Annotated in this window: 16 protein-coding genes; 13 read left to right on the top strand and 3 right to left on the bottom strand. The window is 72.6% G+C overall.

Annotated elements, in window-relative coordinates:
• The first annotated feature begins 134 nt into the window (after window positions 1-134).
• The 7 genes from ACFYQQ_RS13740 (at window position 135) to ACFYQQ_RS13770 (ending at window position 12,528) form a co-directional block, all read left to right on the top strand.
• The gene (locus tag ACFYQQ_RS13740; protein ID WP_355790917.1) at window positions 135-1,973 is read left to right on the top strand and encodes a glycosyltransferase; all 1,839 of its coding nucleotides are present in this window, start codon (window positions 135-137) and stop codon (window positions 1,971-1,973) included.
• A gap of 5 nt (window positions 1,974-1,978) precedes the next feature.
• Complete coding sequence (galE, locus tag ACFYQQ_RS13745) at window positions 1,979-3,070, top strand: UDP-glucose 4-epimerase GalE (protein WP_355790920.1); 1,092 nt, start codon at window positions 1,979-1,981, stop codon at window positions 3,068-3,070.
• Between the two features lie 4 nt (window positions 3,071-3,074).
• The gene (locus ACFYQQ_RS13750; RefSeq protein ID WP_356242745.1) at window positions 3,075-4,418 is read left to right on the top strand and encodes a UDP-glucose/GDP-mannose dehydrogenase family protein; all 1,344 of its coding nucleotides are present in this window, start codon (window positions 3,075-3,077) and stop codon (window positions 4,416-4,418) included.
• Window positions 4,415-5,383 carry a UDP-glucuronic acid decarboxylase family protein gene (locus tag ACFYQQ_RS13755; RefSeq protein WP_356164317.1) on the top strand — a complete coding sequence of 323 codons (969 nt, stop codon included), beginning with the start codon at window positions 4,415-4,417 and terminating at the stop codon, window positions 5,381-5,383. Before ACFYQQ_RS13750 ends, ACFYQQ_RS13755 begins: the two co-directional genes overlap by 4 nt.
• A 3-nt stretch (window positions 5,384-5,386) precedes the next feature.
• Window positions 5,387-7,015: a right-handed parallel beta-helix repeat-containing protein gene (locus ACFYQQ_RS13760; protein ID WP_356242741.1), complete on the top strand. Its 1,629-nt coding sequence runs from the start codon at window positions 5,387-5,389 to the stop codon at window positions 7,013-7,015.
• Between the two features lie 128 nt (window positions 7,016-7,143).
• Window positions 7,144-11,784, top strand: coding sequence for an aminotransferase class I/II-fold pyridoxal phosphate-dependent enzyme (locus ACFYQQ_RS13765; protein ID WP_356242866.1), 4,641 nt, complete (start codon window positions 7,144-7,146; stop codon window positions 11,782-11,784).
• A 6-nt stretch (window positions 11,785-11,790) separates the two neighbouring features.
• Window positions 11,791-12,528: a class I SAM-dependent methyltransferase gene (locus ACFYQQ_RS13770; protein ID WP_356242738.1), complete on the top strand. Its 738-nt coding sequence runs from the start codon at window positions 11,791-11,793 to the stop codon at window positions 12,526-12,528.
• Here ACFYQQ_RS13770 and ACFYQQ_RS13775 read toward each other — a convergent pair.
• Both ACFYQQ_RS13775 and ACFYQQ_RS13780 read right to left on the bottom strand, forming a co-directional pair.
• Complete coding sequence (locus ACFYQQ_RS13775) at window positions 12,474-14,282, bottom strand: glycoside hydrolase family 15 protein (protein WP_356164323.1); 1,809 nt, start codon at window positions 14,280-14,282, stop codon at window positions 12,474-12,476. The two genes, ACFYQQ_RS13770 and ACFYQQ_RS13775, sit on opposite strands and share 55 nt — an antisense overlap.
• Window positions 14,283-14,389: 107 nt before the next feature.
• Window positions 14,390-15,238 carry a GNAT family N-acetyltransferase gene (locus tag ACFYQQ_RS13780; protein WP_356242733.1) on the bottom strand — a complete coding sequence of 283 codons (849 nt, stop codon included), beginning with the start codon at window positions 15,236-15,238 and terminating at the stop codon, window positions 14,390-14,392.
• 399 nt (window positions 15,239-15,637) lie between these two features.
• On the opposite strand from ACFYQQ_RS13780, the gene ACFYQQ_RS13785 reads away from it, so the two are divergent.
• From ACFYQQ_RS13785 to ACFYQQ_RS13805, 5 genes are all read left to right on the top strand, one after another.
• Window positions 15,638-17,212 (top strand): alpha/beta hydrolase, encoded by a 1,575-nt coding sequence (locus ACFYQQ_RS13785; protein WP_355788545.1) that lies wholly within the window; start codon window positions 15,638-15,640, stop codon window positions 17,210-17,212.
• A gap of 278 nt (window positions 17,213-17,490) precedes the next feature.
• Window positions 17,491-19,119 (top strand): FMN-binding glutamate synthase family protein, encoded by a 1,629-nt coding sequence (locus ACFYQQ_RS13790; protein ID WP_355788548.1) that lies wholly within the window; start codon window positions 17,491-17,493, stop codon window positions 19,117-19,119.
• 124 nt (window positions 19,120-19,243) lie between these two features.
• Window positions 19,244-20,338 (top strand): chemotaxis protein, encoded by a 1,095-nt coding sequence (locus tag ACFYQQ_RS13795; RefSeq protein WP_355788550.1) that lies wholly within the window; start codon window positions 19,244-19,246, stop codon window positions 20,336-20,338.
• Between the two features lie 58 nt (window positions 20,339-20,396).
• Window positions 20,397-21,410, top strand: a complete 1,014-nt coding sequence (locus tag ACFYQQ_RS13800) for a Gfo/Idh/MocA family oxidoreductase (protein WP_356242730.1) — start codon at window positions 20,397-20,399, stop codon at window positions 21,408-21,410.
• A 347-nt stretch (window positions 21,411-21,757) separates the two neighbouring features.
• Entirely contained in the window at window positions 21,758-23,185 is a 1,428-nt protein-coding gene (locus ACFYQQ_RS13805) for a SpoIIE family protein phosphatase (RefSeq protein WP_356164331.1), read from the top strand.
• Between the two features lie 9 nt (window positions 23,186-23,194).
• Here the strand turns inward: ACFYQQ_RS13805 and ACFYQQ_RS13810 are convergent, their stop codons facing one another.
• A complete protein-coding gene (locus ACFYQQ_RS13810) occupies window positions 23,195-24,694 on the bottom strand; it encodes a hypothetical protein (RefSeq protein ID WP_356164333.1) in 1,500 nt (499 codons plus the stop codon).
• 234 nt (window positions 24,695-24,928) lie between these two features.
• Between ACFYQQ_RS13810 and ACFYQQ_RS13815 the strand changes: the two genes are divergently transcribed.
• Window positions 24,929-26,071: an aminoglycoside phosphotransferase family protein gene (locus ACFYQQ_RS13815; protein WP_356164335.1), complete on the top strand. Its 1,143-nt coding sequence runs from the start codon at window positions 24,929-24,931 to the stop codon at window positions 26,069-26,071.
• Window positions 26,072-26,156 lie beyond the last annotated feature (85 nt).

Below are 26,156 nucleotides of genomic sequence, written 5' to 3' on the forward strand. Positions count from 1 at the left end.
GCTGCCTGCTCCTCGCTCCCGGCGGAACCGTTTGACGTAAGGAAACAATAGGCGCAAAGTCGTACATATACGTCGTAAACGTACGCCATCAGTGTACGGAAACCCCCGCACTTCCAGGGCGGAGGCGTCGCCCCATGGCGCAGAGCAAGCCGGTCACCGACCCCCCGGACCTCATCCAGGTGGAGCGTCATCTGGAGCGGATCTCGGACGGCAACGTCGTCCGAGTGGCCGCGAGCGGTCCCGTTTTCGGGCACACGTATCCCGGCCGCAGCGTCCGCCCCGGCACCTTCGTCCCCCTGCTCCCCGCACGGGACCGTGCCCTCCTCGCGGTGATCGCCGCGGCGTGGCTGGTGAGCTTCGTCTGGTTCTGGTCCTGGTGGCTCCAGCCCGAGCACCGGGCGGGCTGGGTGGGCCTGATCGTGAACAGCGCCCTGCTGCTGTACCTCACGGCACTGCCCGCGTACTTCTTCGTCACCGCCCTGCGGCTGCGCCGGGTCGACCCCGCGCTGGCCGTCCCCGCCGTTCCGGTCGCCTTCGCCGTGACGCGGGCGCCCTCGGAACCCTGGGCGACCGTGCGGCGGACGCTGGAGGCGATGCTCGCCCAGGACTTCCCGCACCCCTACGACGTCTGGCTGTGCGAGGAGGTGCCGACCGAGGAGACGGCGCTGTGGTGCCTTGCGCACCACGTGCGGATGTCCTCCCGGCAGGGGGACGCCGCCTACCAGCGGGCCGGCTGGCCCCGGCGCACGCGCTGCAAGGAAGGCAACCTCGCCTACTTCTACGACCATTGGGGCTACGAGCTCTACGAGGTCGTGGCGCAGCTCGACTGCGACCACGTGCCCGCCGCGACCTATCTCGCCGAGGTGGTCCGCCCGTTCGCCGACCCCGCCATCGGGTACGTCGCCGCGCCGAGCATCTGCGACGCGAACGGCGACACCTCATGGGCGGCCCGCGGCCGGCTGCACCGTGAGGCCGTCTGGCACGGCGCCGTCCAGCTCGGCCACAGCGACGGACTGGCGCCCATGTGCATCGGGTCCCACTACGCCGTCCGCACCCGCGCCCTGCGCGACATCGGAGGGCTCGGCCCCGAGCTGGCCGAGGATTTCTCCACCACCTACCTGCTCAACTCGGCGGGCTGGCACGGGGCTTTCGCCATCGATGCGGAGGCGCACGGGGACGGGCCGCTGAACTTCCCCGACATGGTGACGCAGGAGTACCAGTGGTCCCGGAGCCTGACGACCATGCTGACGGGTCTGCTGCCGCGCCACGTGGGACGACTGCCGTTCCTGCTCCAGCTGCGGTTCACCTACGCGCTGGCGTACTACCCGCTGCTGGGACTGATGATCGTCGCAGGCCTGTCACTGCCGCCGATCGCCGTGCTCACCGGGCTCCCGTGGATGAACGTCAACTACTTCGACTTCCTCGTCCATTTCTGGTCGATGCCGGTCTGGCTGATCCTGACCCTGTTCCTGATGCGTCGCCGCGGGCTGCTGCGTCCGCGCACGGCACCGCTCATCAGCTGGGAGACCTGGCTGTTCGCGCTGGCCCGCTGGCCGTTCGTCATCTGGGGCCTGTTCGGGGCGGCCGCCCAGCGGGTGAGCCCGCGCCCGGTCACGTTCAAGGTCACCCCCAAGGGCGACCCCGGCGGGCCGCAACCGCTGCTCGCGCGGCTGGTCCTGCCCTTCGCGACGCTGGCCGTGGTGCTCTCCTCGGTCGCCCTGCTGGGCGAACTGACCGGGCCGTCGGCCGGATACGTCTTCCTTTGCCTGCTCGCCGGGGTGACCTACGCCGTGGTCGCCGTCGCCATACCACTGCTGCACGTCCACGAGTCCGCCCGGGCCGCGGGTACCCGCTTCACCTCGGCCCTGCCCACGGCACGGCTGCCGCTGGCACTCGGCCTTCTCTCGGCGCTGCCCGCGGCGGTGGCCATCGTCTTCTACCCGGCGTACGCCGCCGCCGTCCTGGGCTGGTGAACACAGTGCGAACGAGGCCGAACCACAAGGGAATCCCGGCGTCGGGCACGCCGTCGACCGTCCTCGTCACCGGCGGGGCGGGCTTCATCGGCAGCCATGCCTGCGTGGAACTCCTTGACCACGGCTATGAGTTGATCGTCGTCGACGACTACTCCAACAGCACCCCGCAAGTGTTCGCGCGCGTGGAGAGGATCGCCGGACGCTTCGTCGGTGCCGTCTATGAGCTGGACATCCGTGATCGGCGCGCCCTCTCGGCCGTCTTCGACCGACACTCCGTGGACGCCGTCGTGCACTTCGCCGCGCACAAGGCCGTGGGCGAGTCGACACGGATGCCCATCCAGTACTACGACACCAACGTCGGCGGCACGACCGCTCTGCTGTCCGTCATGCGCGAACACGGGGTGCACCAGCTGGTGTTCTCCTCCTCCTGCTCCGTCTACGGCGACGCCGGGCGCGGCCCCCTGGACGAGACGACCCCGGCCCGTCCCACCAACCCCTACGCGACCTCCAAGTGGCTGTGCGAGCAGATACTCGCCGACGTCTGCCGCCGCACACCCGAGTTCGCGGTGCTGTGCCTGCGCTACTTCAATCCGGCGGGCGCCCACGCCAGCGGACTGCTCGGCGAGGACCCGCACGGCACACCGGACAACCTGATGCCGTACGTGGCGCAGGTGGCCGTGGGCCGCAGGGAGCGGCTGCACGTGTTCGGCGACGACTACGGGACACCCGACGGGACGGCGATCCGCGACTACCTCCACGTCATGGACACCGTCGAGGCGCACCGCGTCGCCCTCGACCACTTCACCGACGGACCCGGCATGCGGGTGTTCAACCTCGGCTTGGGCAGGGGCAGTTCGGTGCTGGACGTCGTCAGCGCCTTCAGTGCCGCCTGCGGCCGGCCGATCCCGTACGAGGTCGTGGGCCGCCGGTCGGGGGACGTGCCCGAACTCGTCGCCGACGCGAGCGCGGTGGCCCGTGCCTGGGGCTGGCGCCCCACCCGCGACCTCGCCGCGATGTGCCGGGACTCCTGGCACTTCCAGCAACTCAACCCCCACGGGTACGCCGGTTCCGCCCGGCGGTCGGCCCCTAAGGAGTGACGCCATGCGGATCACAGTCATCGGTACCGGATACGTCGGGACGGTGCACGCCGCGTGCATGGCCGACCTCGGCCACGAGGTGCTCGGCATCGACATCGACGAGGAGCGGATCGCGTCCCTCTCGGCCGGTCGCGCCCCGCTGCACGAGGCCGGACTCGGGGAAGTGCTCGCGCGCACCGTCTCCTCGGGACGGCTCAGGTTCTCCACGTCGCTCGCCGAGGGCGCCGCGTTCGCCCGTACCCACTTCGTGTGCGTGGGCACCCCGCAGCGCCCCGACGGCCAGGCCGCCGACCTGCGTTTCGTGGACGCCGTGATCGACGGGCTCGCCCCGCACCTGCGCCCGGGGAGCCTGGTCGTGGGCAAGTCCACGGTCCCGGTCGGCACGGCCGCCCGGCTCGCCCGGCGGCTCGCCGTGAGCACCCGCGACTGCGAGGTCGCGTGGAACCCCGAGTTCCTGCGCGAGGGCTCGGCGGTCCAGGACACCATGCACCCGGAGCGGATCGTCGTGGGTGTCGTGTCCGAGCGGGCGGACAACGTGCTGCGGGAGGTGTACCGGCCCCTGCTCCGCGCCGGGGTGCCGTGGTTCAGCACGGACCCGGCCACGGCCGAACTCGTGAAGGTGGCGGCCAACTCCTTCCTGGCGACCAAGGTCTCGTTCATCAACGCGATGTCCGAGGTGTGCGAGGCGGCCGGAGCGGACGCCACGGTCCTGGCCCGCGCCATCGGGGCGGACTCGCGGATCGGCGACCGCTTCCTGGAGCCCGGACTCGGCTTCGGCGGAAGCTGCTTCCCCAAGGACATCCGCGCCTTCGCGGCCCGCGCCGAGGAACTCGGAGCCGGCGCCTCGGTGGTGTTCCTGCACGAGGTCGACCGGATCAACACCCGGCAGCGGCGGCGCACCGTCGATTTGTCGCGGCGGCTGCTCGGCGGGTCCCTCGCCGGCCGCCGCGTCGGGGTGCTCGGCGCCGCCTTCAAACCCGGCAGCGACGACGTGCGCGACTCGCCGGCCCTCGCCGTCGCGTCGGCGCTTCAGGAAGGGGGCGCCGCCGTCCGCGTACACGACCCGGAGGCCCTGGACAACGCGCGGGCCGCGCATCCCGCCCTCGCCTACACCCTGGACGTCCCCAAGGCCTGCGAGGACGCCGACCTGGTCCTGCACCTGACCCGCTGGCCGGAGTACGGGCGGATCGATCCGGCCGGCCTGGCCGCCGTGGTGCACGAGCCGCTGCTGCTGGACGCCCGCGGCGGACTCGACGAGCCGTCCTGGCGGGCCGCCGGATGGTCGGTGCACGCCCTGGGCCGCCCGGATCGGTCAGCGGCCGTGTCCGCCCGAGGAGGCGCGTCATGAAGGTGGTGGTGACGGGCGGCGGCGGATTCCTCGGATCCCATCTGTGCGAGGCCCTGCTGCGCCGGGGCGACACGGTCTGGTGCCTGGACAACTTCTGCACCGGCGAGCCCCTGAACGTGACCCGGCTGACCGGCCACCGGCACTTCCGGCTCGTGCACGCCGACGTCACCTCGGCGTTCGACGTGCCCGGCGGCGTCGACGCGGTGGCCCACCTCGCGAGCCCCGCCTCGCCGCCCGACTACGATCGGCTGCCGCTCCAGACGCTGTCGGTGGGCAGCCGGGGCACGGAGAACGCCCTGCGGCTGGCCGAGCGGCGCGGGGCCCGCTTCCTGCTGACCTCCACGAGCGAGGTGTACGGCGACCCGGTGCTGCACCCGCAGCCCGAGGACTACTGGGGCAACGTCAACCCGGTGGGGCCGCGCAGCGTCTACGACGAGGCCAAACGGTACGCGGAGGCCCTCACCATGGCGTACCGGCGCAGCCTCGGCGTGGACACCGGCATCGTGCGGATCTTCAACACCTACGGTCCCCGGATGCGCCCGCACGACGGGCGGGTCGTGTCGACCTTCGTGCGGCAGGCGCTGGCGGGCAGTCCGCTCACGCTCTTCGGGGACGGCAGCCAGACGCGCAGTTTCTGCTACGTCGACGACCTCGTCCGGGGCCTCGTCGCGATGCTGGACAGCGGCCACGCCGGGCCGGTGAACCTGGGCAACCCGGCCGAACACACCGTGCGGGAGCTGGCGCGGCTGGTGATCGAGGCCACCGGGTCGACGTCGCCGGTCGAGCACCGCCCGCTGCCCGTGGACGACCCGGTCCGCCGCCGGCCGGTCGTCACCCGCGCCCGCGACCTGCTCGGCTGGGCCCCCAGGGTCCCGATCGAAGAAGGCCTGCGCCACACGGTCGCCTGGTTCAGGGCGCAGTCCCCCGAGCCGCGGCGGCTCCTCGACGATCCGGTGGAGGCCTGATCGATGCCCCGCACCGTGCTCGCCGCCCTCGCCGCCACGCTGCTCGTGTCCGCGGGCGGCGCCTGCGCGGCCACACCCCACTACGCCCCTTCCGCTGCCGCCGCCGGCACCTACTACGTCAGTCCCGGGGGTGACGACTCCGCCGACGGCTCGTCGCCCGGCAAGGCCTGGCGGTCCCTGGCACGGGCCGACCAAGTGAAGCTGCGGCCCGGCGACAAGCTGCTGCTCCAAGGCGGTGCCCGCTTCCCCGGGACCGTCACCGTCGGCGCCGACGAGGCCGGTGAGGCCGGGCGGCCGGTGGTGATCGGGTCGTACGGCACCGGCAGGGCCCGTATCGACTCCGCCGACTCCCCCGGCGTCTCCGTGCACAACACGGCGGGCGTGGACATCCGTGACCTCACCCTGCGGGGCCGGGGGGCGGCCGCCGGCAAGGACGCCGGGGTCAACCTCTACTCCGACCGCCGCTCGGACGGCCGGCGGGAGCACGTGAGTGTCTCGGGTGTCGACGTCTCCGGTTTCCGGGTCGGCATCGCCGTCGGCGCCACCGAGGACGACAACGGCTTCAAGGACGTGTCGGTGCGCCAGACCCACCTGCACGACAACAGGGACGCCGGGCTGCTCACCTACGGAGCGGACTTCGACCCGGCCCGCCGCGCCTACGCCCACGAGAACGTCGACATCGAGGACGTGGAGGCTTACGAGAACCACGGCGACCCGGCGGCGGTCGACCGGCACACCGGTGACGGCATCATCCTGGGCGGGGTCCGCGGGGCCACCCTGCGCAACTCCAGTGCGCACGACAACGGCGGCCGTTCGGCCACCCACGCGACGGCCGGGCCGGTGGGGCTGTGGGCGTACGACTCCACCCGCGTGCTCATCGAGCACAGCTCCTCCTACCGCAATCACACCCGTTCCACCGTGGACGGCTCCGGATTCGGCTTCGACTCGAACGTCTCCGACTCCAAGATCCAGTACAACGTGTCGTACGAGAACGACGGTTCGGGCTACTACGTGTTCTCCCGCAACCGCGACGGCACCCACACGGGCAACACCATCCGCTACAACATCAGCACCGACGACGCCCGCAAACTGCCCCTGCACGGCGCGCTGACCGTCTACGGCAAGCGCATCCAGGATCTGGCCGTCTACCAGAACACGGTGGTCATGTCCCACTCCCCGGGGGGCCGCGGGCCAGCGGTGCTCCTGCGGGACGGCAACTCCGGGGTGAGCATCCGCAACAACATCCTCGTCACCGAGGGCGATCCGCTGGTCTCGGCGGACGCGGCGCTGTCCACGGACCAGGTCGTGCTGCAGGGCAACGTCTACCACACGACCAAGGGCGAGTGGGCGGTGAAGTGGGGCGACCGCACCTACTCGGACCTGGCCGCCTGGCGGGCCGGCACCGGACAGGAGCGGGTCGGCGGGAAGGCGACCGGAGCGGTGGCCGACCCCTGCTTCGCGGGAGGCGCGCTGCCGGGTCTCCGTACGCCCGAGGACGCCGGGCTGGTCGTCCCCGGCTGCCCGCGGGACGGACTCGACCTGCACGCCCTCTTCGGCACCGACGCGGGCGGCGTCGACTACTTCGGCCGGGACGCCGGAGACCCGCCGGCCGTCGGGGCCGTCGAGCCCTGACGCGCCCGGGACGAGATGCACCTCCACCGCCCCCGTGCCTACGATCGAAGGTGCCCCGGATCCAGGTGAAGCACTCCGTGTCCCGCGACGCTGGGAGGCGCTTGCCCTTGCTGCAGGCACACCGGCTGATGGCCGGATACGCCGCGCTGGTGCTGATCGTCACCGGTGTCTACCTGTCCGTCCCGGTCCTGCGCACCCCGCTGTGGGCCGTGATCGGGCTCGGCGGTTCCGCCGCCGTGGTCACCGGCGTCCTCGTGCACCGCCCCGCCCACCGCTGGCCGTGGCTGCTGCTCGCCACCGGTCTGCTCGCCTTCGCCACCGGCGACACGTACTACAACGTGCTGGAGGCGTACTTCGACGCCTCCAACCCCTTCCCGTCCCCCGCGGACGCCTGCTACCTCGCGACGTATCCGCTGTTCGCCGCCGGCTTGTTCGGCCTCGTGCGCTACCGGTGGGCCGGCCGCGACCTGCCGAGCCTGCTGGACGCCCTGATCCTCACCGCCGGCCTCGCCCTGCCCGTGTGGGTGCTGCTGGTGCAGCCCCTCACGCACGTCACCGGCATCACCTGGCAGCAGCGCGCGATCAGCATCGCCTACCCGCTGGGCGACGTGCTGGTCCTGGCCCTGCTGGCCTGTCTGCTGGCGCCGCGTCCCGCATGGGAGCGCAACCGCGCCGTGCGGCTCCTCGTCGCCGGGACGGCGACGCTGCTCATCTTCGACATCGCGTACGGGATCCTCCAGCTCAAGGGCATGTGGCAGGCCGGGACGCTGGTCGACACCGGCTGGATCGTCTTCTACACGGCGTGGGGGCTGGCCGCGCTGCACCCCTCGATGGTGGAACTGACGGCGTCCGTCCCCCAGCGGGAGTCCCTGCTGCCCCGGCCCCGGCGCCTGCTGAGCCTCGCCCTCGCGACGCTGGTCGCACCGGGGATCCTGCTCTACGAGGGACTCGCCGGGCACCCGGAGGACGCGGCCGCGATCGCCGCCTTCTCCGGGGTGCTGTTCCTGCTGGTGATCCTCCGCCTCGCGGGCATGGTCGTGGCCCACCGCGAGGCGGTGGCACGCGAGCTGGCCCTGCGCACCGCGGCGGCCTCGCTGATGGAGGCCACCCGGCCCCAGGAGGTCACGGCCGCCTGCGACCGGGCCGTCAGCACGCTGTTCGGGCCGGGAGTCGCCCACGGGACCCTCCTGCTGCCCGCCGAGCGCGCCGTCGGCCTGGCGACGAACCGGACGCACCTGGTGCCCACCGGCCGGCTCGGCCCCGAGATCGCCGCCGCCCTGGGCGATCTGCCGACGACCCTGGTGTGTCCGATGGTCCCGCCCGACCGGCCCGCCGGAGAGCTGCCCGGCGCCCTGCTGGCCGCGGGCCCGGAGCACAAGCTCGCGGAGATCCGCGGTTCCCTGCAGATCCTCGCCTCGCACGCGGCCCTGACCCTCGAACGGACCGCGCTGCGCCGGGAGATCATCCGCACGGAGAGCGAGGCGTACTTCCGGACGCTGGTCCGCAACGCCTCCGACGTCATCCTCATCGTCGAGGACGACGACACGGTGCGGTACGCGAGCCCGTCCGCGCGGGCCGTGTTCGGCGGGGCGCCGCTGACGGGCGCCGCCCTGCCGGAGCTGGTGGGCTCCCGCGACCGGCGGCGGGTGACCGAAGGGCTCACGGCCATGCGCCGCGGCGGGTCGCCCGAGACCCACGACCACTGGTGGGTGCTGCGCGACGGGGACCGCATCGAGGTCGAGGTCCGGTGCAGCGACCTGCGCGAGGACCCCACGGTGCGAGGGCTCGTCATCACGCTGCGGGACGTCACGGAGCAGCGCCGACTGGAGCACGAACTGACGGAGCGCGCCTTCCACGACCCGCTGACCGGCCTGCCCAACCGGACCCTGCTGCTGGAGCGCATCGAACGCGCGCTCCTGCGCGGCCGGCGGGAGTCGACGCTGACCTGCCTGCTCTTCGTCGACCTCGACGACTTCAAGATGGTCAACGACACGATGGGGCACGCGACGGGTGACCGGCTGCTCACGGACGTCGGCGAACGGCTCTCGGGCGCGTTGCGGCGCAGCGACACGGCGGCCCGCCTCGGCGGTGACGAGTTCGCGGTGCTGATGGAGGACGCGCGGCAGCCACTCGACGCCGAGCTGCTCGCCGCGCAGGTGATCCAGACCCTCGGCAGGCCGTTCAGCCTGCCGGGGGGTCCGCTGAGCGTGTCCGCCAGCGTGGGCGTCGCCACCGCCCGGGACAGCACGGACGCCGAGGAACTGCTCACCCACGCCGATCTGGCGCTGTACGCGGCGAAGGGGGCCGGCAAGCGTCAGTGGCGCCGGTTCCAGCCCCGGCTGCGGGTGCGGATGGTGGAGCGGCACGACATACGGGCGCGCCTCGACCGGGCGATCGACGACGCCGAGTTCGCCCTGCGCTACCAGCCGGTGGTGGGCATCGAGGCGGGTGAGGTCGTCGGGTTCGAGGCGCTGGCGCGCTGGCCGCGTGGCCGGGGTGCGCCGGTCCCGCCGGAGCACTTCATCGCGCTGGCCGAGGAGACCGGGCACATCGCGCCGCTGGGTGCCTGGGTCCTGGAGAACGCCGCCGCCGACATGGCCGGCCTGCAACGCCTGGCCGGGGAGACGGAGCGTCCGCCGTACGTGAGCGTCAACGTGTCCGCCCGCCAGCTCGGGGACAACGGCTTCCTGGACGTGGTGCGTGGGGCGCTGCGGGACCTCGCCCCCGGCACACTCCAGCTCGAACTGACCGAGACGGTGCTGATGCGGCAGGACGCCCAGATGCAGGCGATGCTGCGGTCCCTCAAGGACATGGGCGTGCAGATAGCCGTCGACGACTTCGGCACCGGGTTCTCCTCGCTGCGCTATCTGCGGGAGTTCCCCGTCGACGCGCTCAAGATTGACAAGACGTTCATCGACGACATCGCCGTGGACCCCCGTCAAGTCGCGCTGGTCCAGGGGATCGTGAACCTCGCCGGGACACTGGGCCTGGACGTCGTCGCCGAGGGGATCGAGGACTCCGCCCAGCGTGATCTGCTCGCCGGGATGGGGTGCGGGTTCGGGCAGGGGTACCTGTTCGCGCGGCCGATGACTCTGGAACAGAGCGAGTTCCTGCTACGGCGCCGAGACGGGAAGCGGACGCCCGCGTCGGTGTACGGCCCGGCGGCGAACGGAAACCGGGACGGCCGGGCGACGGCGGCGACCCCGGCGCCCCCAGGCGGGCGGCCCCTCCCGGACACGCAGCCCCCCACCCGCCCGACCGCCCGCCGTGCGGACGAACCCGGGCCGCGTCCGGCACCCCGCACCTCCGGTCCGGGGACCCCCGCGACCGGCCGCCGCACACATGACATGGGAGACACCGTGGCCGACCGCAGCACACCCGGGCCGCAGCGCACCGCGGCCGACACGCCCATGGCCGGGCCGGTGGCACCGGCCACCCGCCGCCATCCGCTCGACCCCGCCCCACCCGCCTCCCGTCACGCGGACGACACCGCCCCCGCCGCGCTCCGCCCCTCGCGGTCCCCCGCCTCCCGGCCCGCTTCCGCCGAGGCGCCGTGGCGGCCCGGCGGGGACGACCTCGAACGCCTGCGACGGACCAGTCGCATGAGCGACGCCGTCCTCGACGAGGTGCGCGGGCGGCACATCCGCAGCGGGGACCACTGGCTGATCGACTTCGCCTCCTGCAACTACCTCGGTTTCGACTTCGACCCGGAGATCATCGCGGCGATCGAGCCTTCCGTACGCCGGTGGGGAACGCACCCGAGCTGGTCCCGGCTGATCGGCAGCCCGCGCCTCTATCCGGACATCGAGGAACGGCTCACCGCCCTGCTCGGCGCACCTGACACGCTGCTGCTGCCTACGGCGACCCTCATCCACACCTCGGTGATCCCCGTACTCGCCGACCGGGGACACGTGTTCGTCGAGGCGACCGCGCACCGGACCGTGTACGACGGGTGCGTCTTCGCGCGCGGGCACGGGGCGACGCTGCGGCGCTTCCACGCCGAGCGGCCCGACGAGCTGGAGGCCCAACTGTGCTCCGTACCGAGCGGGTTGCCGCGGCTGGTCTGCGTCGACGGCGTCAACAGCATGAGTGGCGACGTCGTCGACCTGCCCGCGCTGGCCGCCGTCTGCCGCCGCCGGGACGCGACGCTGTACGTCGACGACACGCACGGCTTCGGTGTCATCGGGGAACGGGGTCCGAGCGAGCCCTGCCCGTACGGCCTGCGCGGCAACAGCGTGGTCCGGCACACCGGCGAAACCTACGAGGGGATCGTGCTCGTCGGCGGGTTCTCCAAGGCGTACTCGTCGCTGCTGGCCTTCCTCGCCCTGCCTTCGGACCTCAAGGACCGGCTCAAGACGGCCGCGGCGCCCTACCTCTACTCGGGTCCTTCGCCGACCGCCTCCCTCGCCACGACGATGGCGGGCTTGGACGTCAACGACCGGCGCGGCGACGCCGTCCGCGCTGACCTGCACCGCAAGACCGCCCGGGTGCTCGACCATCTGGCGGCCCTCGGAGTGGACACGCTCAACACCGACGGGCTGCCGATCGTGGAGATCCCGCTCGCGGACGCCGGCGATCTCGAAGCGGTCGCCGAATTCCTGTGGGACGAGGGCATCTACGTGACGCTCGCGGCCTATCCGCTCGTCCCGCGTGACCGGGTCGGTTTCCGCGTGCAGATCACCGCGCTCAACTCCGACGACGACATCGGCCGGCTCATCGGCACGCTGACCCGGCTGACCGAGCGCCACCCGCTGCGGCCCAGGAGCTGATCCCGCATGTCCACCCTCAACGACGACGTGAACTGGGACAGTTGGCCCGTCGAGGACTACCTCGCCGAGAACTACCGCGAGCTGCACCCCTCCGACGCGGCAGTCATCGCCCACCACTCCGCGGTCTACCGCCGGTTCGCCCCCGGCAGCCTCGCGTGCTCGGTGGAGTTCGGGGCGGGGCCGAACCTCTATCCACTGATGCTCGCGGGGGCCGCGAGCCGCCGTATCGACGCCGTGGAGGCCGGGAAGGCGAACGTCGCCTATCTCAGCCGGCAGCTCGACGGCGGGCCCGACGCCAGCTGGCTGCCCTTCCACGCGCTGTGCAGGCGGCTCAATCCCGGTCTGCCCGCGGACCCCGCGCAGGCCCTGTCGCGGGTGCGCGTGGTGCACCAGGACGTGCGCGCGCTCCCGCCCGGCGGCTACGACCTGGCCTCGATGAACTTCGTCGCCGAGGGAGTCACCGAGGACTTCGACGAGTTCAGGGACTTCTGCCGGCTGTTCGTACGCTCCGTCGTTCCGGGGGGTTGGCTCGTCGCGGCGTTCATGGAGAACATGCCGACCTACCGGATCGGGCCCGCCTCGCGGTGGCCGGGCTGCCCGGTGGACCCGGACGTGGTGACCTCGGTGTTCGCTCCGCTGACCCGGCGGCTGCGCGTCGGGCGCATCGACACCGACCCGACCCTGCCGGACTACGGCGATTCGGGGATGGTGCTGCTCAGCGCGGTGTCGGCGCTCCCGGGCTGAAGCCTGAGCGCCGTCTCCACCAGGGCGATGTGGCTGAACGCCTGCGGGGCGTTGCCCAGTTGGCGCCGTTCGACGGGGTCCCACTGCTCCGACAGCAGGCCGACGTCGTTGCGGACCGAGAGCACCCGCTCGAAGACGGCGTACGCCTCCGCCGTCTCCCCCACGGCCGCCAGCGCGTTGGCGTACCACAGCGAACAGGACACGAAGGCGCCCTCTTCGCCCGGTACGCCGTCACCGCGCGTGTAGCGGTGCATGAATCCGCCCCGCATCAGGGATCTCAGCGCCCGTACGGTGTCCCGTACCCGTGGGTCGCCGGCGGGCAGGAATCCCGATCCCGGCAACAGCAGCGCCGAGGCGTCGAGCGCGGACGACCCGTAGGCCTGGACGAACGACCCCTGGCGGCCGTCCCATCCGTACCGGCACACCTGGCGCGCCACGTCGTCGCGCATGACCCGCCAGGCGTCGGGCACCTCGACGCCGAGCAGGCCGCCGAGCCGCAGCGCGCGATCGGCCGCCACCCACGCCATGACCTTGGAGTGGACGAACTGCCGGGCCGGGCCGCGCACCTGCCACAGCCCCTGGTCGGCTTCGCCCCAGTGCCGTCGCAGGTGGCGCATCAGGGACTTCACCAGGCTCCACACGTGCGGTGGCAGCTCGATGCCCGCCCGCTGGGACAGCCACAGGGCGTCCAGGACCTCCCCGTACACATCGAGCTGGAACTGGCCCATCGCGGCGTTCCCGAAGCGCACGGGCTGCGACTGCGCGTACCCGGGCAGCCAGGGGGCCTCCGTCTCCGGCAGGAGCCGCTGTCCCGCGACGCCGTACACCGCCTGGAGTTCGGCGGGGTCCCCTGCTATGGCGCGCACGAGCCACTCGACCCAGGCCGCCGCCTCCTCCCGGTAGCCGCTGCGCAGCAGGCAGGACAGGGTGAGCGTGGAGTCGCGCAGCCAGCAGTACCGGTGGTCCCAGTTGCGGACACCCCCGATATGTCCGGGCAGGGACGTGGTGGGAGCGGCGACGATGCCGCCCGTGGGCGCGTACGTGAGGGCCTTGAGTGTGATGAGCGACCGCGTCACCGCGTCGCGCCTCGGGCCCCGGTAGCGGCATCGGCCGGTCCACCGCCGCCAGAAGTCGCCGGTCTCCTTCAGCGCCGTTTCCGCGGGGACGCCGAGCACGTCGGGCAGGCCGGCCTGGTGCGAGGGCGCCCAGGCCAGGGTGAGGGACAGCCGCCGGCCCGCCGTGACGGTGAAGCCGGTGACGGTGGACGTCTCGTCGCGGAGTGTCTCGACGGGGCCGTCGGCGCTCAGCCAGACGGCGTCGGGCCCGGCGACCGCGACCGTGCAGCTGTCGGTGGGCCGGGTCCAGGGTACGACCCGGCCGTGGTGGAATCTCAGCCGCAGTTCGCTGCGCATGTCCACAGCACCGGACAGGCCTTCGATCATGCGGACCATGCAGGGGAAGCGGGTGCGCGGCGGCATGAAGTCGGTGACGCGTACCGTCCCGGCCGGGGTCTCCCACTCCGAGTCCAGGACCAGGGTGTCCTGCCGGTAGGCCCGGCGGGTGCACGACCGTCCTGCGGCACCGACGGGTGCGACCCGCCAGAATCCGTTGTCCGCCCCGCCGAGCAGCGCGGCCAGACAGGCCGGCGAGTCGAAGCGCGGCAGACAGAGCCAGTCGACGGACCCGTCCGTGCCGAGCATCGCGGCCGTCTCCAGGTCGCTGAGAAGGGCGTAATCCTCGATGGGTCTGTTCATGATCGGGATCACGCCGTCGTGCACATCGCCGTACTTCCAGCCTAAGCCCGCCGGGGTCCGGGGGCCACGGTGCCGTCGACCGGAACCCCGGGGGCCTCGCCGTACGGTCAGCCGAGCTCCAGGGTGGTGACGCCGAAGACGCGCTCGGCCGCGAAGGGCCGGACCGGGCCGGTGTACATGCGGGCCGTCTCGAAGGAGGGGGTGAGGCCCAGGTCCTCGGCGAGGGCGACGGCGGGCGCGTTGTTCTCGGGCACGTCGATCGCCACCTCGCGGCCGGGGGCCGTGGCGGTCAGTCCGGCGAACAGGGCGCGGGCGTCCTCGGCGGTGTCGGCGAAGAGCGGGCCGACGCGCAGGGCGTCCCGGCCGGGGCGGATCACGCCGTAGCCGGTGAGCCGCCCGTCGACGACACGGGCCACGGCGCGGTGCCCCTCCTCGGCGAGCCAGTGGCGCAGGAAGCGCGGGCGGTCCGCCGGGAAGCACGCGCTGTCGTACGCGGCGACGACGGCGGGGTCCGTGAGGGGCCGTACGCCGTGCGGGACGGGCAGTTGCGGTGCGACGCCGCTGTGGCGGACGGTCCGGTGGGCGGGGGCGAAGCCGGACCTGCGGTAGTTGTCCTGCTGCGCCACCACGCCGTCCAGGCCGACGGTGCGGTCCCCGGCGTGGGCGAGCGCCGTCCTCCAGGTGGCGATCCCGTGGCCGCGGCCCCGCTGATCGGGGCGCACCAGGTAGAAGCCCAGGAAGGCGTAGTCGGCGCCGTAGGTGACCACCGAGACCGCCGAGACGGGTTCCCCGTCGATGCTCCCGACGAAGAAGCCCTCGGGATCCTGGGCGAAGAAGCTCGGGGCGTCCGACAGCCCGGGATTCCACCCCTCGGCCGCCGCCCAATCGGTGATCACCGTCCAGTCGTCCAGCGAGGCCCGGCTCACGGCGAGGTCGTGGGAGACGGATGAGGTCATCGAAGCGCTCCACTTCGTGGGGGTCGTGTGGTGCGCGGTGGTCGGCCGCACCGGGGCATCCTCGCCGATCGGGACGGCCCGGGGCACGCCCGGCGCGGCTCCCGGGTCGGCAACCAGCCACTCGCTCACCCCTGTTGTCCGGGACCGGTCGGCGCGACCCGCCGTGCGCGGAGCCGCGCGCCCCCGTGTCCGGCCGCGCCCGCCCCTCCGACCGGCCCGTTCGCGCCGGGCGGGCGGCGCGGGAGCGGAGGAGAAGGCGGGCAGGGTACGACAGGCCGGCCCGCCCCGCTCGTCCGGAGGCACGCTCGCGGGGGCCCGCTTATCGTGATCCAGGGGGTGCCCCCGGCACGTGGTCGTGGGGTCCCCCCGGTCCGCAGCCGGGCGTCCCTGGAGGCTTGCATGCTGTCCGTGCACCAACGCTGCGTTTTCGCCGGAGCCGCGACCGCGACCCTGGCCCTGCTGGCGGTGGAGCTGCCGTCCGCGGCGGGCGCCGCCGACGGCCCCGACCTGACGCGTTTCTACGACCAGAGGATCAAGTGGTCCGCCTGCGAGGACGAGGAGGCACCCGAGGACCTCCAGTGCGGGAAGGTCACCGTCCCCCTCGACTACGCGCGCCCCGGCGCGGGCACGCTGGACCTGGCGCTGGCCCGCTATCGCGCGACCGGCCCGAAACGGGGTTCGGTGCTGCTGAACTTCGGCGGTCCCGGCGGTTCGGGCGTCAGCGAACTCGCGGCCGGCGGCAAGGACTTCATGGGTCTGACGAACGGCTACGACGTGGTGACCTTCGACCCCCGCGGGGTCGGCCGGTCCTCCCCCGTCAGCTGCGGCGAGGGCGCCGCCGAGGCCGAGGCCGCGAGCTCCGAGGAGAGCGATCCGCTCGAAACCCTGGAGGACCTGCGGAAGATGGCGGACGCGTGCGCGAAGCACTCCGGCCCCGTCCTGCCGCACATAGGCACCGTCAACGCCTCGCGCGACCTGGACGTGATGCGGGACGCGCTCGGCGACAAGAAGCTCAACTACCTCGGCTTCTCCTACGGAACGCGCCTGGGCGCGGTGTACTCGGCGCAGTTCCCGAAGAAGGTCGGCCGGATGGTGCTCGACGGGGTCGACACGCTCACCGAGCCGCTGGCCGAACAGGGCGTGGTGGGCGCCGAGGGACAACAGACGGCGCTGGAGGACTTCCTCGAGTGGTGCACCGCGCACATGACCTGCCCCTTCGGGGAGGACACGCGGTCGGCGCGCGAGGACGTCGTGGACCTGATCCGTTCGCTGGACCAGGACCCGGTGCCGACGGACTTCGGACAGGCGTTCTCCGGCCAGGACCTCGTCGGCGCGATAAGTCAGGCGCTGTACAGCCGACAGCTGTGGCCGACACTCGAACAGGCGCTGTCCTCCCTCGTCCAGGACGGCGACAGCCAGGGGCTCATGCAGCTGTCGGGCGGCGCCGCCCTGCCGGACACGCGCCGCGACGGCCGTGCGGCGGGCCCGCGCCGGGACGGCGACCTCGTGGACGCGATGGAGGTCCCCTTCGACAACCTCCCGGCCGCGCTCATCGCGATCAACTGCGCGGACGACCCCGACCGGCCCACCGCCGAGCAGGTCACCCGGGACATCGGCAGGCTGCGCGACGAGTACGAGGACGCGTCACCGGTGTTCGGCCGCTACCGGCTCACCCAGGTGCTGATGTGCTACGGCCGTCCGCCGGGCACCGACTTCATCCGCGACGAGGTCCGGGACGTCGGCACCTCGAAGATGCTGCTCGTCGGCACCCGCGGCGACCCGGCCACCCCGTACCGCTGGACCCAGGAGACCGCCGACCGGCTGGGCTCCTCGGCCGTCGTGCTCGACAACAAGGGGGACGGGCACACGGGCTACGCGTCCTCCAAGTGCGTGCACCAGAAGGTCGACGACTTCCTGCTGTACGGCTCCCTGCCGGACGACGGCAGCTCCTGCGGTTCCGACACCCGCGACTGAACACGGGTCCCGCCGGCAGGGCGACCGGACGGCCTGACGCCGGGGAGGCCGGCCCACTCCGGAGGACGGGACGCTGGCCGTCGGACGCAGACACCGGGACGCCGTCCCGGCCCGACGGGCTCCGGCTCCGGCTCCGGGTGGGCTCGGCCCCGGACTGTCGGGCGCCGGACCGACCCGGACGGGACGGGACCGGCGGTGATCCTCCCCGCACGGCATGGATTCGATCAAGATTCCGCCAAGAACGCGGCGGCACCCCGCGTCGGGGGCACCCGGGAGGCATGCCTGACGTCGCCGACTCCCCTCCCGTGCGTTTGACTCGTGGTGTGCGCCGACTCCTCCCGCTCCTCGTGGTCGCCCTCGCCTCGGCCGGGGCGACTGTCCTGGCCCTCGCCCTGTCGCCGTGGTGGTGGATCGCGGCCGGCGCGCTGCTGGCCGTGACCGGGCTCGGGGTGTGGGACCTGGCGCAGCGCCGGCACTCGGTGCTGCGGAACTACCCCCTGCTCGGTCATCTCCGCTTCCTCATGGAGGCGCTGCGTCCGGAGCTGCAGCAGTACTTCATCGAGCGGAACTACGACGGCCGCCCCTACGACCGCGACGTGCGCAGCATCGTGTACGAGCGGGCGAAGGGCGTCGAGGCCGAGGAGCCCTTCGGCACGGAACTGGACGTGTACGCGGAGGGGCACGAGTTCCTGGTGCCGTCGATGCGCCCGGTGGAGCCGCCCGAGGAGCCGGCGGTGGTGCGGATCGGCGGGCCCGGCTGCACCCGGCCGTACGACATGGCGCTGCTCAACGTGTCCGCGATGAGCTTCGGTTCGCTGTCCTCGAACGCGATCCTGGCGCTCAACAAGGGCGCGGCCATGGGCGGTTTCGCCCACGACACCGGCGAGGGCGGTCTGTCGGAGTACCACCTGCGCGGCGGCGGCGACCTCGTCTGGGAGATCGGGACGGGGTACTTCGGCTGCCGGACCTCCGACGGGGGCTTCGACGAACGGGAGTTCGCGGACAAGGCCGCGCTGCCCGAGGTCAAGTGCGTGTCGCTGAAGCTCTCGCAGGGGGCGAAGGCGGGCATCGGCGGGGTGCTGCCCGGCGCCAAGGTGAACGCCGAGATCGCGAGGACGCGGGACGTCCCGCAGGGCGAGACGGTGATCTCGCCGCCGTATCACCGGGAGTTCTCGACGCCGCGCGAACTGGTGCTGTTCCTGGCGCACATGAGGGAACTGGCGGACGGCAAGCCCACCGGTTTCAAGCTCTGCGTGGGGTCCCGGCGCCAGTTCCTCGCGGTGTGCCAGGCCATGCTCGCGGAGGACGTCACCCCGGACTTCATCGTCGTCGACGGGTCGGAGGGCGGTACGGGAGCCGCGCCCCTGGAGTTCGCCGACCATCTGGGGATGCCGCTCACCGAGGGCCTGATCACCGTGCACAACGCCCTCGTGGGCACCGGGCTGCGCGACCGCGTCCGGATCGGCGCGAGCGGCAAGATCGCCACCGGGGCCGACATCGTCAAGCGGCTGATCCAGGGCGCGGACTACACCAACGCCGCCCGCGCGATGATGTTCGCGGTCGGCTGCATCCAGGCCCAGCGCTGCCATACCAACACCTGCCCGGTCGGGGTCACCACGCAGGACCCGCGCCGGGTCCGCGCCCTGGACGTCGGTGACAAGGCGGAGCGCGTCCACCGCTACCAGCGGGCCACGGTCAAGAGCGCGGCGCAGCTGATGGCCGCCATGGGCGTGCGCGACCCGGGCGAGCTGACGCCCGCCCATCTGGTGCGGCGCACCGACTCCGCGACCGTCGTGCCGTACACGCGGCTGCACGAGTGGCTGGCGCCCGGCATCCTGCTCCACGAGCCGCCCGCCTCCTGGGCCGCGGACTGGGCGGCGGCCCACCCCGACTCCTTCGGCCCCTGACGGGGAGCCACGGTCCGAGGCGGCCGCACCACCTCGGTACCGGGTCGGCCCGTCTCGTCCGGTCCGGCATCCAGGCGGCCCCGTACCGAATGCCCGCCGGATGAATCGGTCCTATCGTGCAGATATGGAGCATGCTCTCAGTCCCGCGACCCTTGCCGAGCTGCGCCGGCCGCGGCCCTACCCGGCCGTGTCGGTGCTGACGCCGACCCACCGCCGCAGACCCGACAACGCCCAGGACGCCGTCCGGCTGCGCAATGTGGTGGCCGAGGCGAAGAAGCAGCTGGAGGCCGATCCCGCCGTCACCCGCGAACGCCGCCTCGACGTCGTCGAGCAGCTCGACCAGGCGCTCGCCGAGGTCGACCTGGCACACACGGAGGACGGACTCGCGATCTTCGCGGCGCCGGGCGAGCACCAGGTGTGGACACTGGCCCGCAGCGTGCCGGAGCGGGTGGTGCTCTCGGACACCTTCCTGACCCGCAACCTCGTCGCCGCCCATGCCGCACAGCGGCCGTTCTGGGTGCTGTCCCTCTCCGCGGACCACGTCACGCTGTGGAACGGCGGCACGGACCGCGTCACCCAGCACCACAGCGACGGTTTCCCGATGACCCGCGACCGCGAGAACTTCGACGCCGAGCGCCAGGAGCGGATCGGCGACCAGCCCAGCATCTTCCGCGACGAGGACACCCGGCACTTCCTGCGCGAGGCCGACAGCGCCATGAGCGCCGTCCTGCGCGAGCGTCCGCGCACGCTGTACGTCACCGGGGAGACCGCCGCGCTCTCCCTCGTCGACGAGATCGGCACCGTCACCAAGGACGCCGAACACCTCTCCCACGGCGGGCTCGCCCAGGCGACGCCCGACGCCGTGTGGCAGGCGATCCGCCCCCTCGTCGTCGCCCACGACCGCAAGACGGCCGACGGTGTGGCGGAGGAACTCGAGAACGCGCGGGGGCGCAAGGAGTTCGCCGCCGGACTGGACGAGCTGTGGCGCAGCGCGACCGAGGGCCGGGTCCGGCTGCTCGCCGTCGAGGAGAACTACCGCGCGACGGTGCGCGACGACGGCGACCACCTCGTGCCCGCCGAGAGCGGTGATCTGGACGCCCGCGAGGACATCGTGGACGAGATCGTCGAGCAGTGCCTGGAGACCGGAGCCGAGGTCCGCTTCCTCGCCGACGGCGCGCTGACGGACGCCGACCGCATCGCGGGGGTTCTGCGCTACTGATCCACGGCCGACAATCTGAGCGGAAGACCGGACTGTCGGCGTGAGAGGTGCGGAGCGCGTGAGCGGACTACTGGGTGTGGCGGTTCTGGGTGCGGGACACATGGGGGCGGACCACATAAGGCGCCTGGACCGGACGGTGAGCGGTGCCCGGGTCGCCGCGGTGGCGGACCCGGACACCGACCGGGCCAAGGAGGCCGTCGCGGGCATCGACGGGGTGTCGGTGCACGCGGACGTCGCCGCCGCGCTGGACGCGCCGGGAGTCGGCGCGGTACTGATCGCCTCACCCGGTCCCGCCCACGAGGAGGCCGTGCTGGCCGCGCTCGGACGCGGGCTGCCGGTGCTGTGCGAGAAGCCGCTGACGCCGGAGTCGGCGGGAGCGCTGCGGGTGGTGGAGGCGGAGGCGCGGCTCGGGCGGCGGCTGACGCAGGTCGGGTTCATGCGGCGCTACGACGCCGAATACCTGCGCCTGAAGTCCCTGCTGGACAGCGGCCGTCTGGGCCGGCCCCTCATGCTGCACTGCACGCACCGCAATGTGGCGTCGCCGCCCGGCTTCACGACCGCGATGCTGATCAACAGCTCCGTGTCGCACGAGATCGACGCGGCACGCTGGCTGCTGGGCCAGGAGCTGACGGCCGTGACCGTGCTGCGGCCGCGGCCCTCGTCGGGGGCGCCCGAGGGGCTGGGCGATCCCCAGCTGGTGCTGTTCGAGACCTCGGAAGGCGCCCTGGTGGACGTGGAGATCTTCGTGAACTGCGGATTCGGCTACCAGGTGCGCTGCGAGGCGGTCTGCGAGACGGGGAGCGCGCGGATCGGCGACGAGCACACGATGGTCGTGACCGACGCCGGCGGTGCGCGGGAGGACGTGGCGCGGGACTACCTCGTGCGGTTCGCGGACGCCTACGACCGCGAGGTCCAGGCGTGGGTGGACGCGACCCGTGAGGGCCGGGTGGCAGGACCGAGCGCCTGGGACGGCTACGCGGCGGCCGTCGTCGCCGAGGCGGGTGTCCGCGCGCAGGAGAGCGGCGCGCGGACGGCCGTCGAAGCGGCCCCGCGCCCCGGCCTGTACGCCTGAGCCGAGGGGAGCCCGCGGACGTCTTCGGGCGGGTCCCGTCCCGTGCGGGCGGAAGGACGCGGAACCCGCCCGAAGGCAGTCGCACAGATGACCCTCGAACAACAGATTGGACGAGGGTCCGACGTCTCCCGATGAGCCATCAAGTCGCGTACTCTGTCTACGACTTGATCCGGTACGAGCGTACGCGATCGGGTCGAGCCGCATCGGCCGGGAGGACTGCGGCATATGCCAGATGCACGACCGCGTCGGGTGTCGCCAAATCCCTTACAGGGCGTCGTGCGCTGTGCCACAGTCGTGATGGTCCTTCCGACTTCCCGGGTCGCACCGTCCCCGCATCGGAGTACGTCATGTCCCCCCATCTCTCTGCGGACAGCCCCGCCGCCCAGCCGCCGCCGAGCGGCACGGTCGACGCGCTCATCTCGCAGACGCGGCGGCTGCGCGGAGAGATGGACGCGGTACGACGTGACGCTCCCGCCGACGGCACCGATCCGCAGGGCCGCTGGCAGCGCGCCCTCTGCGACCTGGCGATGCACCAACTCAACGACCTCGACGCACACTTGGCGCAATTGCGCGACGGGCCGCCGCCCGTGCCCGCGCCCCCAACGGTCCGCCCCGGGCGGGCCGAGCCCGACACGCCCCTGCACGGCTCCCTCCTCAGCCGGGTGGGCAGCGCCGAATGGAACCTGCTGACGGACGAGGCCAGCTGGTCCGGGGAGCTCTACCAGATCCTCGGCCGCGACCCCGCCGCTCCCCCGCTCACCCTCGACGAGCTCCCGGCCCTCGTGCACGACGAGGACCGGTCGATGCTCACGGCGATGGTGACCGACTGCCTCATCGACGCCAAACCCATCGACGGGGAGTTCCGCATCCGGCGTCCCGACGGCGGGGTGCGGACCGTGCACATGATGGGCGAGCCCGTCCTGCACACCGACGGCAGCACCGCCTCCATGTGGGCCGTCCTGCGCGACGTCAGCGAACTCCGCCGCAGCCAGCGCACCGTGAGCGAGACCCGGGACTCGCTGCAACGCCAGCGGCACTTCGCGCAGACCGAACGCCGGCTCGCGGCCGAGTTGCAGGAATCCGTGCTGCCCTCCCTGCGCGGCTCCCCGCGCCCCCTGCACGAGGGACCCGGGGCGCTCGACCTCGCCGGCCGCCACCTGACCTCCGCCACGGGGACCCTGATCGGCGGCGACTGGTACGACGCCATGGAGCTGCCCGGGGACGAGACGCTGCTCAGCGTCGGCGACCTCACGGGCCACGGGGTCGCCGCGGCCTCGGGCATGGCCACACTGCTCGGCGCCCTGCGCGGCATGGCCATGGCGGGCACCCGGCCCGGGCAACTCTTTTCCTGGCTCAACCAGTTGATGGACGCCACCGGCCAGCCCGCGCTGGGCAGCGCCGTCTGCTGCCGCTACCGCCCCGAGACCCGCACCCTGACCTGGGCGCGGGCAGGACATCCCGCCCCGCTGCTGTTCCGCGGCGGGACGGGACGCGCCCTGACGGCGCCCGAGGGTGTGCTGCTCGGAGCGACCCCCGGCGCCGCGTACGGGCAGGCCGAGGAAACCCTCGAAGCGGGCGACGTGCTGCTCCTGCGCACCGACGGACTGGTCCCGCGACGCACCGGGACGGCCGCCGTGCGGCGCCTGCTCGGCCTGGCCCCGCGCCTGTGCGCGGCACGCACGGCCCTGGACTGCGTACGGACGGTCGTCGAGGAGTGCGGCGAGACGGAGCGCGAGGACGACGCCTGCGTGCTCGTCGCCAGGGTGATGTCCTGACCCGGGCCCTCACGCCCGGGAGCTGTTGCCTCCCCTGGGCTTCAACGCGCCCTTGGGCAGCGACAGTTTGATCTCCTCACGCAGGTCGTGGATCTTCGGGTAGCTGGAGTACTGCCCGGTGAGCCGGTACATCTCGCGCAGTCGGTCCCAGGTGCGCTGGGAGGAGTTGGCCCCCATCGACGTCAGCGCCAGTCGCGCGTAGCGGTCGGCCTGTTCCGGGTCGTCGGCGATGAAGCAGGCGGACGCCAGGGAGATGTGGTCGAAGATCTTGGAGCGCTCCCGTCCGGACCCGCGCAGCTTGAGTGCCTCCTTCGCGTGACGCTGCGCGGTGGCGGCCGCCGACGGCTCGTGCTCGGCGAGGGTGCGGTAGGCGAGCGCCTGCATCCCGTGCATGTCGGCCTCGTCGAACATCTGCATCCAGCTCGGCGGCGGCACGTCCCCACGGTCGGAGACGAACAGGTCCTCCGCCTCGCCGAGGGTGCGCCGCATGGCCTGGCCCTTGCCCATCGACGCCTGTGCCCAGGCCTCGATGGTGTAGAGCATGGCCTGCGTCCGGGGCAGCATCTCGTCGCCCGAGCCGGACTTGGCGAGCTTCATGAGGTCGAGTGCGTCGTCGGGCCGGCCCAGGTGCACCATCTGGCGGGCCGCCCGGGAGAGCGCCTCGCCGGCACGGGGCCGGTCTCCGCCCTCGCGGGCCGCGTGGGTGGCGATGATGAAGTACTTCTGAGCCGTGGGCTCCAGGCCGACGTCGTGCGACATCCAGCCCGCGAGGACGGCGAGGTTGGCGGCGACGCCCCACAGGCGCCGCTGCAGATGGTCGGGGTGCCGGTAGGAGAGCATGCCCCCTACTTCGTTGAGCTGGCCCACCACAGCCTTGCGCTGGAGGCCGCCACCGCGGGCGGCGTCCCAGGCCCGGAACACCTCGACCGAGCGCTCCAGTTCCTCGATCTCCTGCGACCCGATGGGGGCGGCCTCATAGCGGTCGAACCCAGCGGGGTCGGCGTGCAGGGGGTTGTCGAGTTCCGGAGCGTCGGCGGTCAGGGCCGGATCGGTGTGCAGCCAGTCATGCATGGCACTGCTGAGTGCTGATCCCGCGGCGAGCGCGGCACCCGCGCCCACCAAGCCGCGTCGGTTGAGCATGAGGTCCATTCCCGTGAATTCGGTGAGGACCGCAGCCGTACGGTCGGGCGCCCACGGCACTCCGTCGGGATGTTCCACGTTCCCGTCGCCTTGCCGTTTCCCCGCGCGCCCGTGCCGGACCAGGCCGAGGTCCTCAATGGTCACGACACGGCCGAGTCGCTCGGTGAACAGCGCCGCCAGCACCCGCGGCACCGGATCGCGCGGGATCTCTCCCATGTCGATCCAACGCCGCACCCGTGAGGTGTCGGTCGCCAGCTGGGGGTGGCCCATGGCCGCCGCCTGCCTGTTGACCATCCTCGCGAGTTCACCCTTGGACCAGCCGGCCAGGCCGAACAGGTCCGACAGGCGGGTGTTGGGTTGTCCGTTCACGTCAAGCCCCCAGGTTCTCGGCTGAAATCGACAGTAACCGCCTGTCAGTTGCTGAGCGACTATTCGCCAGGGTTCGCCAGGGTGCGCCAGATGGTGTGCCAGTGACCCCCGGGTGTCAGGTAGGAACGCGCCACCCCGACCCGGTTGCCGCTGGGGCACTCCCCAGGGTGCATCAGGGCGACCGGGCGGGTTGACGCCGCAATTCGCAGGCACACGAAGGGATCTGTATCGCCCATGTACACAGCATCGTCCTCCGTGTCCGCTCCGCCCCGGTCGCTCCACTCCCGCCCGGCGGGCAGCGGCCCCTACCTCGACCCCGCGCGCCAGGCGGCGGGCCCCGTGCTCGGCGCCGGCAGGACGCGGCGTGTTCCGGGGCCAGGTGCCCAACCGCTCAGCGGGAGACTCGACTTGTCCGGCCCCCAGGGCGCGCAGCTGCGCACGGCGATCGCGTCGGTGCACCGGATCTGTCCGGAGTTCGCTCCGGTGCAGGTACTGCGCCGCAGCGGACGCTCCGTGCTCCTGGTCGGCACCACCGGCCGCAGCACCGCCGTCGCCAAGTGCTTACTGGACCACTCCCCCATCTGGGCGGAGCGGATCCGGCACGAAATAGCTGCCTACCGCTCGTTCGTCCGGCACCGGCCGCCGGTCCGGGTGCCCCGGCTGATCGCGGCGGACCCGGACAACTGCACCCTGGTGATCGAGCGGATGCCCGGTCGGGTCGCCGCGCTGCAGCGCCACCCTCTGGAGACGCCGCCGCGCGCGGACATCCGGGCGGCACTCAGCGCGATCTGCCGGCTGAACGCGTGGCGGCCGCCGGCGGGGACCTTCCATGCCCCGCTGGACTACGCGGAGCGGATCTCCCGCTTCCATGAGCTGGGTCTGCTCACGGACCGGGACATGGGTGATCTCCAGAAGCTCGTGCACGGCATCGCGCATTCCACGGGCCGTCAGGGCATGGGCCAGTTCTGCCACGGCGACGCCCTCCTGTCGAACATCCTGCTCTCACCGGCCGGTCCGGTGCTGGTGGACTGGGAGCACGCGGGCTGGTACCTGCCGGGCTACGACCTGGCGACGCTGTGGGCGGTCCTCGGTGACGCCCCCATGGCGCGGCGCCAGATCAGTCAGCTCGCCCAGGCGGCGGGACCGGCGGCACGCGACGCCTTCCTGGTCAACCTGATGCTGGTACTGACCCGCGAGATCCGTACCTACGAGACGGCCGTGCAGCGTTCGATGCACGACACGACCCCGGCGGCACCGGGACCGGCCCATCCGGGTGCTGCGCCGTCCGGCGAGGAACAGCGGCTGCTGCTGAGGCGGCTGCACGACGACTGCCAGATGGCCCGCAAGGCCGTCCGAGCGGCGGTCGGCACTCGCTGACGGGGGATGGCGGTCCGCGGTACGCCCGGGACAGGGGCGTACCGCGGACCTTCGTCATGTCCGGGCGCGAACCGGGTCCAGAGGT

Source organism: Streptomyces sp. NPDC005496 (assembly GCF_042872045.1).
In the GTDB taxonomy this organism is placed as follows: domain Bacteria; phylum Actinomycetota; class Actinomycetes; order Streptomycetales; family Streptomycetaceae; genus Streptomyces.